The organism is Bradyrhizobium sp., assembly GCF_035570375.1.
Classification (GTDB): domain Bacteria; phylum Pseudomonadota; class Alphaproteobacteria; order Rhizobiales; family Xanthobacteraceae; genus Bradyrhizobium.
Window position 1 is genome coordinate 1 of record NZ_DATMLW010000130.1, and the last position, 10484, is coordinate 10484.

Genomic DNA, 10484 nt, shown 5'->3' on the forward strand with positions numbered 1-10484 from the left:
CTCGTCCTCGGATCCCATGATGGAAGGGCCCTGGTGCCGATTCCGAAGAGAAGCGCGAGCCCGTGAGCGACATCGACATTGCAGTGGCGGATAGTCTGAAAGTGCTTGACCTCAAACGGCCGATTAGAGAAGCGACCTAATTGTTGTGCGGCCGCGAAATGACGCGAAGGGCCCGAAGGTGACATGAACACGCCATTCGATCAGGTCGCGGCTCTAGACAGCAGCTTAAGCGGAATGGTCAAGCCGAGCGCCCGACAGACCCTCGACTAGTCTCGGGCCTCGCCCAGAGTTCCTGATAGTTACGAAACTTCGCAAGCGTCTGGTCGTATCGCGTCGGCTCGAGCGCCGGCAAAACGTGCTTCAACACTGCGTTGATCGGCGTGGAGGTGTGCCGAACGTATAAGTCGATCGGATCGAGCAAGTGCCTCAGGTGCAGCTTTGGATCATAATTCAGTCCACTGCTGCGAAACCATTTGTACCCATTTGCGATAGCCCAACTCACCATGTCGCGAAACACATAGTGATAGAGGTGCAGGTCGAGGGCGATATTGTAGTCGAGGCCTATGTACTCGGCATAGATCGCGTCACGGTGGACCATGCACGTTGCAAACGCGACGAGCCGCCCGTTGTGGCTCCAGAGGAAGAAGCGTACTTTGTCCCCCATCCGTCGTCCGAGATCGCAGAAATACTTCTCCGTCAGCTTCTCAAAGTGCAATTTCGAACGTTCGTAAACCTGGAGATACAGCGGAAAAGCCTGGGCAATCACCGGTGTCACGTCGTTGGTGATGCTCATCTCGAGCGCGGAGGCCCGCGCCGTCGCCTCAAACTTCTTGCGCAACTTCCTGCGGGTCGCACTATTAAGCGCGCACTTCATATACTCGTCGAAGCTTGCGTAATCGATCCAAAGCTTGGTCATAGGCAGGCTCGGAATGCGAGTGAATCCGTGACTAATCAGACACTCGAGGGCTGGTCGGTATCGCGCCGGGAACTCCTTGAACACAATCAACTGCGCTCCGAGCCGGCGAGCCCGTCTTGCAATCGCTGAAGCCAGCAGCTCAACGCCGGCAGCATTGCACGCCTCATCGCCATCAAGATGGCCTTCACCGGCGACGCAGCCCACCATCAGCGTGCGCGCCCGCATCAGGCGTGGCAACATCGAGCGCACAGCGTCGATGAGGACCTGATAGCGCGGACTGAGTCCGACCAGCAAATCTTGATCCAGCAGGAAAAAAGGCTGCACGGCGGAAATCTGGCCAATTGCATCCCTTAGAACGAAATACCGGTATTCGAACTCGGGATGAAGCGTATCCTCGACCAGTTCATAGTACCGATGGTCCTTGCGCTCGTTGGCGAAAGCGACCTGCCAGCGCGGACAGCGCTGCAGATCGTCGCGTCCAATTACTTCGAGACGCCACGCCAATTGCATCGGCTCGCGTCTCGAGGCGGTCATGACTTCGGTGGCTGAGCGCGTCGGTCTTGTTTCCGGGACTGTCTTGTTTGACGGCCGCCTTCAATGCACATCAGCCGGTCCCTGCACCCGCGAGTTGCTGGATCGCGGTAGCGGCCCCGCCCACAGCCCCCGAGAACGTCCTGAGCGGCAACTGAGCGCATCGGACCTCCGCGCTGGCCGTCGTGCGGATCCCACGGACCGTAAAGAGACATCGGACTGGCACTTGCCGCGCTCGGCAGCGACAACGGCCAGAACAACAAAACGAGAAAGATGATGGCGCTACGCACGATCGTCTTCCCGAACGGCCTTATCTCTTTTCCCCTACTTTGATCAGCGATGCGATTAAGATCAGCATGAGGGTGACAACCATCCAGTTCTGAAACGGGATGCCCAGAAGTGTGATGTGCCTAACCAGCCAGTCGTCCATTTCTGAATTTTAGGCCTCACGGCTGACACCATCCTTACAAAGGAAGATCGGTAAGCGAACATTTCCAGAGAGCCTCCTGCTCTGGTCGGGATGTCCGTTTGGGGTCAATCGCTACAGGGTCAAGCCAGCGGCAAGTCTGACCAGGTCCGCTACGGCCCAAGAGCGGTAGTTACTTCCAAAACGTCACCGCAACTTCCCCCGCGCCGCGACCTTCAACGTCCCCACGATCTCCTCGCCGCGCACCATCACCACCTCGTCCATCATGTTGACGACGACGCAGACGTGGTTCGGCACGATCCGGACGACGTCGCCGACTTGAGGCCGGGTATTGCTGCGGGCAAGGTCGAGGAAGCCGTGTTCTTCCGCAAAACGCGCGATTCGGGCTTCTGGATGTTCGAGGATCAGCCCGTGGCCATCGAGCCCGCTGCCGGTATCGGAGGTGAGCGTTTTTGAACCGGCATCGAGAATGCCGCGGTCGGGGCCGGCGCGGCTCACGACGGTTGAATAGATATTCAGCGCGCAGTCGTCCCAGGTTGCCACGCCGGCTGCGACCTGCATGCGGTCGTTATAGATGTAAGTGCCCGGCCGGTGCTCGGTGGCGCCCTTGAGCTTGCCGAGATTCTTCAGGTTGGGCGTGCCGCCGGTCGAAACCATCTGCGCATCGAGTCCGTAGGCGCGCACGCCCTCGAGTGCCTCGTCATAGAATTTCTGCGCCTCGGCCCAGCCGCTCTCGGTCGGATACAGCATGAAGCCGGCAAAGGTAAGCCCTTTGGACGAAGCGATCTCGCGGGCCAATGCGATGGCTTGCGCTGATGTCTCGACACCGGCGCGCTTTCTGCCCGTGTCGCATTCGACCACGACCGACAACGCCCGCCCGGAGGCGGCTGCCGCCTGCGTCAGGCTGGCGACGACCGTCGGATTGTCGGCGGCGACCGTCATGCTGGCCCTGGCCTGCAGCGCGCCGAGCCGCGCCATTTTTTCTTCGCCCAGAAGATTGTAGCTGATCAGGATGTCGTCGATGCCGGCGTCCGCCATCACTTCGGCTTCGCCAAGCTTCTGGCAGGTGATGCCTTTGGCGCCGGCCTCGATCTGAAGCTTCGCCAGCACCGGGCTCTTGTGGGTCTTGATGTGGGGACGGTTGGCGAGCCCTGCGGCGTCGCAGGCGGCTTGAATGCGCACGATGTTGCGTTCGACGCGATCCATGTCGATGACGGCAACGGGCGTGCCGTATTCGCGGGCGATTTTGGCGGCAAGGGCAGTGGTCATTGTAGTTCTCCAAACATTGCCGTCTTGACCTCCACCTGAAAGGGGGAGGTCGGCGCGCATGGCCGCTTAAGCGGCTGAGCGAGACGGGAGGGGGTCAAATTCGAACGGCTTTTGAGTAGCTGACCCCCACCCCAACCCCCTTTACAGGGGGAAGGGGAAATCGCGCTTTAAGCCTGCTCGATCTCTTCACGCAATAACTCAAGTTCCAGCCATCTGTCTTCCGCCTCGTGAAGCTCCCTCTCGGCTTTTGCAAGAGCTTCGGAGGCCTGGTCGAATTTTATGCGATCTTTGCTATAGAGATCGGTGTCGTCGAGAACTTCTTGCTGCCTGGCGATCTCGGCCTGGAGGCGCGCGATCGTGCTGGGCAAGGTTTCCAGCGCGTGCTTTTCGTTGAAATTGAGCCGTCGCTTCGGCGCGACCGAGGGCGCTTTGGCCGGCGCAGCCCTCTCGCGCGCGACTGCGGCCGGTTTGACCGTCTCGCGCGTCAAATCCGCGCCGCGCTGGGCCAGCATGTCGGTATAACCGCCGGCATATTCGATCCAGCGGCCATTACCCTCGGGCACGATCACCGACGTCACGACACGGTCGAGAAAGTCGCGGTCGTGGCTGATCAGGATCACGGTGCCGGCATATTCGCCAAGCATTTCCTCGAGCACATCGAGGGTTTCGAGATCGAGATCATTGGTGGGCTCGTCAAGCACCAGCAGATTGGACGGTTTGGCGAGCGCGCGCGCCAGCATCAGCCGCCCGCGTTCGCCGCCGGAAAGCACTTCCAGCGGCGTGCCCCTCTGCTCCTGCGCGAACAGGAAGTCTTTCATGTAGCCGATGACATGCTTCGGCCTGCCGCCGACCATGACATGATCGCCGCGCCCGCCGGTGAGCGCTTCGGAGAGCGTCGATTTGGGGTCGAGGCTTTCGCGATGCTGGTCGAGGGTGGCCATCTCGATATTGGCGCCCAACCGCACCGTGCCGGTGTCGGGGGGATTGGCGGTCGTGAGCATCTCGATCAGTGTCGTTTTGCCGGCGCCGTTCGGGCCGACAATGCCGATCCGGTCGCCGCGCTGGATGCGGATCGAAAAGTTTTCGACGATTTTGCGATCGCCATAGCTCCTGCCGATATTTTTGGCCTCGATGACGAGCTTGCCGGATTTTTCGGCTTCCGCGGCGGCGAGATTGGCATTGCCGGCCGTGGTGCGATATTCGCGTCGCTCCCGGCGCAGCGCCCTTAGATTGTCGAGCCGTTTGACGTTGCGCTTGCGGCGGCCGGAGACGCCGTAGCGCAGCCAGTGTTCCTCGTCGACGATTTTGCGGTCGAGCTTGTGCTGCTCGCGCTCTTCTTCGCCCAAGACCTCGTCGCGCCAGGCTTCGAAGGCTTCGAAGCCGCGGTCGATCTGCCTGATCTGGCCGCGGTCGAGCCAGGCGGTGGAGCGCGACAGGTTGGAGAGAAAGCGGCGGTCATGGCTGATGATGACGAGCGCGCAGCGGCGGGCTTTTAGTTCGCTCTCGAGCCATTCGATCGTGGGCAGATCGAGATGGTTGGTGGGCTCGTCCAGAAGCAGGATATCGGGCGAGGGCGCCAGCACGCGTGCCAGCGCCGCGCGCCGCGCCTCGCCGCCGGAGAGATGCGCGGTCTCCTCGCTGCCACCAAGACCGAGCTGTTCCAGAAGATAACGCGCCTGATAGCGGTCGTCGCCGGGTCCAAGGCCTGCCTCGACATAGGCGAGCGTGGTGGCGTGGCCGGCGAAATCCGCTTCCTGCGGCAGATAGCGGATGGTCACGCCCGGCTGCACGAAACGGCTGCCATGGTCAGGCTCGGCAAGCCCGGCGGCGATCTTCAACAGGGTCGATTTGCCGGAGCCGTTGCGGCCGATCACACAGACGCGCTCGCTGGCAGACACCGACAATTCGACGCCCGATAGCAGCGGCGTGCCGCCGAAGGTAAGCCGGATGTCTTTCAGCTGGATCAGCGGGGGCGCCATGGCTCAACCCTGGCTCGGCGCGGGTTGATCCGCCCGCCGGCGCTGGATGCGGCGGATGGTCTGGTCGAGCGCGGACAGAAACGCCGAGCGGTCGCGCGGGGCGAAGGATTTCGGGCCGCCGGTGACCTCGCCGGAGGAACGCAAATCAGTCATCAGATTGCGGACCGCGAGCGTCATTCCGATCGACTCTTCGGTAAACGGCTTGCCGTTCGGCGCGATCACCTCGGCGCCGGCCTTGACGCAGCGGCTTGCCAGCGGGATATCGGCCGTGACGACGATATCGCCTTCGCCTGCGCGCTCTGCGATCCAGTCGTCGGCGGCGTCCATGGCGTTGCCAGCCGCGACACGTTCGATCAGCGGATCCTGGGGAACGCGAATGAATTGGCCTGCCACCACGCAGACGGGAATGCGATGGCGGACCGCGACCCGATAGATCTCGTCCTTCACCGGGCAGGCGTCGGCGTCGACATAGATGCGGGTGATGTTCAAAATGGCTGTCATCGGTTGAAGTATAGATGGGCAGGCGCCGTCTCGCTTGCGAGATGGGCGTGGTACCCCATCGGATCGGGAAAGGCGAGGAAAAGGCGCGAGCCGCTGGCACCCTTGCACCGGCGTATCCTTTGCGTACGATTGCGGTCGGAAAGACAGCCAAAATAAGGGAAACGGCCATGACAGGCCTGATCGAGACCTACCGCGTCGAGGCCTACAACACCTCAAAACTTTCCGAGAACAAAATTCACGACGACGCTGTCGCGCGCCGGTTCGGCTTTAGCGGCGGCCTCGTGCCCGGCGTCGACGCCATGGCCTATATGATGCATGTGCCGGTTTCGAAATGGGGCCGCGCCTTTCTCGAACGTGGATTGATCGAGGCGCGTTTCGTCAAACCGGTCTATGACGGCGAAATCGCCGAGGTCACGGGCGAAGAGAACGACGATGTGATTTCGATCGAAGTTTCAAGCCGCGGCGAGCTCTGCGCGACCGGCACCGCCTCTCTGCCTGCTTCCGCGCCATCGTTCTCGATGTCGGAGTTTCCGCAAACTGCAGCGATAGCCGAACGCAAGCCGGTCAGCCCAACCTCCTATGAAGTGGGCCAATGGCTCGGAACGGTGCCGCGGGCCTGGATCGGCGAGGCTGCGGCCGAATATCTCAGGGATGTGCGGGAGCGCGATCCGATCTTTGCCCGCGAAGGATTGGGCCATCCGGGATTACTGCAGCGGGTGATGAACAAGGTTTTGGTCGATAACGCCGTTCTCGGTCCCTGGATTCACGTCGGCAGCCGGATGCAGCTTCTCAACCCCGCGCAAAATGGTGACGAGCTGACCGCACGCGCGCGCGTCACCGCAAATTACGAGAAGAAGGGCCATCGCTTCGTCGAGCTGGACGCACTCGTCGTCGCCAATGGCCGCACGCCGCTCGCGCATTGTCACCATGTGGCGATCTACCAGCCGCGTGAGCTGGCGGCGGCGTAGGCATTGCAGAAGTCACTGCCGTCCAATTTTAAGTTCGTCATGCCCGGCCTTGTGCCGGGCATCCACGTCTTGCTTGTTTGGCCCAGACGTGGATGACCGGGCATAGGCGAGGGAAGCGACGCCGTTCTTCGAACGGCTATGCCCGGCCATGACCGGGAGACAGACTCAATAACGCGCTTACAACATCACGCCGCCTTCGACTTCGCATCCCGGATGGCGCGCCAGACACGTTCCGGCGTCAACGGCATGTCGATATGCGTGATGCCGTACTCGGAGAGCGCATCGAGGACCGCGTTGACCAGCGTCGAAAGCGAGCCGGCGCAGCCGGCCTCGCCGCAGCCCTTGGTGCCCAGCGGATTGGATTTTGCCGGCACTGGATGATCGCCGATATCCATCACGGGAATGTCTTCGGCGCGCGGCAGCGCATAATCCATGAAGGAGCCGGTGATCGGCTGGCCGTTCGCGTCATAGCTGACGTTTTCCATGAATGCCTGCCCGATGCCCTGCGCCACGCCGCCATGCAATTGTCCGGCAACAAGCATCGGGTTGACGATGGTGCCGAAGTCGTTGACGCCGGTGTAGCGGACGATCTGCACGATCCCGGTTTCGGGCTCGATTTCGACCTCGGAGATATGACAGCCGTTGGGAAATGTCGACGGCACGACTTCAGTGGTGTGATCGACGTCGAGCGAAGACGGCACGCCTTCCGGCATCTTGCCTTCGCGCAGTCGCCGGGCAAGCTCGAGGATATTGATCGAACGGTCGGTGCCGGCGATGGTGAAGCGGCCATTGGCGAATTCGATATCGCCTTCGGCGGCTTCCAGCAGATGGGCGGCGGCACGCTTGCCTTTTTCGATGATGAGGCGGGAGGCCTCGACGATCGCCATGCCGCTCGCGGTGATCGAGCGCGAGCCGCCGGTTCCGTTGCCGGTATGGACGAGATCGCTGTCGCCCTGTTCGAGCGTGATGCTCTCAAAGGGAATGCCGAGCTGCGAGGAGAGCACCTGCGCGAACGGCGTCGCATGACCTTGCCCGTAATCGAGCGTTCCGGTGATCAGCTTCACCGAGCCGTCGTCCTCGAACACGATCTTGCCGAGTTCGACGCCGGGAGGCGCGGTGACTTCGAGATAGGAGCCGATGGCTATGCCGCGCAGCCTGCCGCGCCTGCGGCTCTCCTTCTTGCGCCTGGCGAAATTGGCGTAGTCGGAGATTTCGAGCGCCTTGTTGAACACGCCCTGGAAGTCGCCGCTGTCATAGACCATGCCGGAGGCGGCATTGAACGGCATTTGCGCGCTCTTGATGAAATTGCGCTTGCGCATTGTCAGGCGGCTGATGCCCATCTCGTCGGCGGCGCGATCGATCAGGCGTTCCATGAAATAGTTGGCCTCTGGCCGTCCGGCGCCGCGATAGGCGCCCATCAGGGTGGTGTTGGTCAGCACGGTCTTGATGTCGACTGTCATCTCGGGCGTGCGATAGACGCTGGCAAGATTCTTTCCGATGTTCAGCGACAGAGGTTGCGGGGCAACGCCGGTGATGTAGGCGCCGAGATTGCCGTAGCCAGAGACCTTCACCGCGAGGAACTTGCCTTCGGCATCGAGCGCGAGCTCACAGTGGATTTTTTGCGCCCGGCCGTGGCTGTCGGACAGGAAGCTGGTGGAACGTTCGTCGGTCCATTTGACCGGGCGGCCCAGCTCTTTGGCAGCATGGAGAATGCAGACATATTCGGGATAGTTGATGTTCTTCATGCCGAACGAGCCGCCGACATTGGCGGTGAGCAGGTGAACCTTCTCGTTCGGTACCTTCAGAATGTTCTTGGCGAGATTGAGCCGGTTGCCGGCAACCCCCTGGGTTGGTACCTGGATGGTGTAACGCTGGCTCGCCCTGTCATAGGAAGCAAGCGCGGCACGCGGCTCCATCGCCACGACCGCGACGCGGGTGTTGATGATGTCGAGCCTGGTGACGTGCGCAGCACTTTTGAAGGCGGCCTCGACCTTGGCGGTGTCGCCGAAGTGATAATCGAGCGCCACGTTGCCGGGGATGTGATCGTAGAGTTGCGGCGCGCCGGGTTTTGCGGCTTCCTCGGGGTCGGTGACGGCTGGCAGCGGTTCGATGTCGACGACAACGGCTTCACCCGCATCGCGCGCCTGGGCCAGCGTCTCCGCCACCACGAATGCCACGGGATCGCCGACATAGCGAACCTTGTCGGTCATCAGCGCGCTGCGGTTGGTCTGCAGCAGCGGCGTGCCGTCGCGGCTCTTCAGCGGCAGGCCGCAAGTGAAGGGACCGTAATCGGCGGCAGCAAGATCAACTCCGGTCCAGACTCCCAGCACGCCGGGCATGGCCTTGGCGGCTTCGGTATCGATACCGCGGATGATGCCGTGCGCGTGGCTGGAGCGCACGATCCAGGCATAGGCCTGTCTGGGGAGGTTGAAATCGTCGGTGTATTTGCCCTTGCCGCGAACCAGCGTGTCGTCCTCCTTGCGCCGGACCGGCTGCCCGACGCCATATTTTTGCAGTGCAATAGCGTTTTCCACGGAGGTTGGAGACGGTTGATCTTGCATTGAAAGTACCCGAAATGGTCGGTTTTTGAACGGTTTTTGCAGCCGTTCTCCCCCAGATAGACCACGCACCGTAGAACGACAACGCCTGATTGGGCATGGTTCCATGTGAGGTTGATGGCTGTTTCAAGAAGTGCCCGTCTTTATTGGCTTTTCTGCACTCTCTGCTTCACTGTGTGTTGGTGGTGTGTTGATTAATAGCTCGTTCAACTTCGGATTCTTGTTCGCGTGCCCGTAGGTCTTGAGAACCTGATGCGCCGATTGCCATCCCCCGAGCCAAGCTACCGTCACCACGTCAACGCCGCGCCTGAGAAGGCCAGTGGCGAATCCATGGCGGCATGAGTGAGGCGTCAGACGCTTAATGCCCGCGCGCTCTATGGCGCCCTCCCAAGCATTCCTCAGAGCGGTCGATTGCTGATACCCGAACACGCCGCGTCCGGGGATGTGCTCGAGGTTTGCGAGCGCAACGACGATCGGTGTTGGCAGGTGCGACTTACGTTCCTTGCCCTGTTTGGATTCCCGGATCAGCGCGGTGCGGCCTTCAAGGTCAACATCTTCCCATTTCAGATCCAGAGCTTCGCTAACCCTTGCGCCGGTCAAAAACATGAAGAGGGCGAGTGCCCCGACGTGCGGGCCTGAGTGTTCGCGAAACTTGTTGACCCATTCCAGCGTGGCTGGGTCTTTGATCTTGGTTTCAACCTTGTATCGCTCTACCGATATCTTCGAGCACAGCTTTGACTTGGCGGCGTGATTGATGACGGACTGAGTTGGAACGATCGCCATGCGGTTCCTGGAGGCGCCGGTGGCTGTGGGATACAAGTCCATCGCCATCATGTGAATGGAGCCTTCCGAGATATCCTTGACCAGCGTTTGTCCCAGATATTCCTCGACGCGATTCAGGAAGCGGTCAGACTTGCCGGCAGATCGATACATCCTTGCCGCTTGCGCAAAGGTCAGGATCGCATCTGGGCCATCGAAATGACCTTTCCAGTAGCGATCTTCGATCTCGGCAATCTGGCGCGCTGCGACGTCTTTGCTTTCGGTCTTGCATGATCCTCTAAGCAGACGTCGGCGGCCAACCGGCCCAACTGTTCCTCGATAATGCCAGATGCCTTTACGCCTATAGAGCTTAAGCGACATTGTTCGCTCCTGCGCATGTGCCTCTTGATGCGGGCAATATCTGAAACCTCGAAAATCTTCGTTCTGCCCGTCTTAAGATAAAAGGGAATCCCGGCTTCATCGACCGGGTTTCGAGCCAGCCATTCCTTGAACCAGCGCGTCGTTTTGCGCAGCTCAGCGGCGACTTCTTCAAGTGAGTGAGACATCAGGCGGCCT

General features: G+C 61.0%; 8 protein-coding genes. 1 reads left to right on the top strand and 7 read right to left on the bottom strand.

Annotated features, from left to right (window positions below):
* Positions 1-238: 238 nt before the first annotated feature.
* The 4 genes from VNX23_RS13800 to VNX23_RS13815 all read right to left on the bottom strand — a co-directional run bounded on the left by VNX23_RS13800 (position 239) and on the right by VNX23_RS13815 (position 5623).
* Positions 239-1450: a GNAT family N-acetyltransferase gene (locus VNX23_RS13800; RefSeq protein ID WP_325630842.1), complete on the bottom strand. Its 1212-nt coding sequence runs from the start codon at positions 1448-1450 to the stop codon at positions 239-241.
* A gap of 610 nt (positions 1451-2060) precedes the next feature.
* Complete coding sequence (locus VNX23_RS13805) at positions 2061-3143, bottom strand: D-TA family PLP-dependent enzyme (RefSeq protein ID WP_325630844.1); 1083 nt, start codon at positions 3141-3143, stop codon at positions 2061-2063.
* A gap of 167 nt (positions 3144-3310) precedes the next feature.
* Entirely contained in the window at positions 3311-5122 is a 1812-nt protein-coding gene (locus VNX23_RS13810) for an ABC-F family ATP-binding cassette domain-containing protein (protein ID WP_325630846.1), read from the bottom strand.
* Positions 5123-5125: 3 nt separating this feature from the next.
* The gene (locus VNX23_RS13815) at positions 5126-5623 is read right to left on the bottom strand and encodes a YaiI/YqxD family protein (protein WP_325630847.1); all 498 of its coding nucleotides are present in this window, start codon (positions 5621-5623) and stop codon (positions 5126-5128) included.
* A 167-nt stretch (positions 5624-5790) separates the two neighbouring features.
* Here VNX23_RS13815 and VNX23_RS13820 point away from each other — a divergent pair, with 167 nt between their 5' ends.
* Entirely contained in the window at positions 5791-6591 is an 801-nt protein-coding gene (locus tag VNX23_RS13820) for a hypothetical protein (RefSeq protein ID WP_325630848.1), read from the top strand.
* A gap of 185 nt (positions 6592-6776) precedes the next feature.
* Here the strand turns inward: VNX23_RS13820 and VNX23_RS13825 are convergent, their stop codons facing one another.
* The 3 genes from VNX23_RS13825 to VNX23_RS13835 form a co-directional block, all read right to left on the bottom strand.
* On the bottom strand, positions 6777-9152 hold the full coding sequence (locus VNX23_RS13825) for a xanthine dehydrogenase family protein molybdopterin-binding subunit (RefSeq protein ID WP_325630850.1): 2376 nt from the start codon (positions 9150-9152) through the stop codon (positions 6777-6779).
* Between the two features lie 123 nt (positions 9153-9275).
* Positions 9276-10082 (bottom strand): site-specific integrase, encoded by an 807-nt coding sequence (locus tag VNX23_RS13830; RefSeq protein WP_325630852.1) that lies wholly within the window; start codon positions 10080-10082, stop codon positions 9276-9278.
* Positions 10083-10102: 20 nt separating this feature from the next.
* The coding region (locus VNX23_RS13835) for a hypothetical protein (RefSeq protein ID WP_325630854.1) at positions 10103-10484 on the bottom strand (382 nt) is incomplete at its 5' end.

Bases quoted from the DNA above. Each gene is read 5' to 3' on its own strand.
- VNX23_RS13800 (WP_325630842.1), bottom strand. From the start codon at position 1,450: ATGACCGCCTCGAGACGCGAGCCGATGCAATTGGCGTGGCGTCTCGAA.
- VNX23_RS13805 (WP_325630844.1), bottom strand. From the start codon at position 3,143: ATGACCACTGCCCTTGCCGCCAAAATCGCCCGCGAATACGGCACGCCC.
- VNX23_RS13810 (WP_325630846.1), bottom strand. From the start codon at position 5,122: ATGGCGCCCCCGCTGATCCAGCTGAAAGACATCCGGCTTACCTTCGGC.
- VNX23_RS13815 (WP_325630847.1), bottom strand. From the start codon at position 5,623: ATGACAGCCATTTTGAACATCACCCGCATCTATGTCGACGCCGACGCC.
- VNX23_RS13820 (WP_325630848.1), top strand. From the start codon at position 5,791: ATGACAGGCCTGATCGAGACCTACCGCGTCGAGGCCTACAACACCTCA.
- VNX23_RS13825 (WP_325630850.1), bottom strand. From the start codon at position 9,152: ATGCAAGATCAACCGTCTCCAACCTCCGTGGAAAACGCTATTGCACTG.
- VNX23_RS13830 (WP_325630852.1), bottom strand. From the start codon at position 10,082: ATGTATCGATCTGCCGGCAAGTCTGACCGCTTCCTGAATCGCGTCGAG.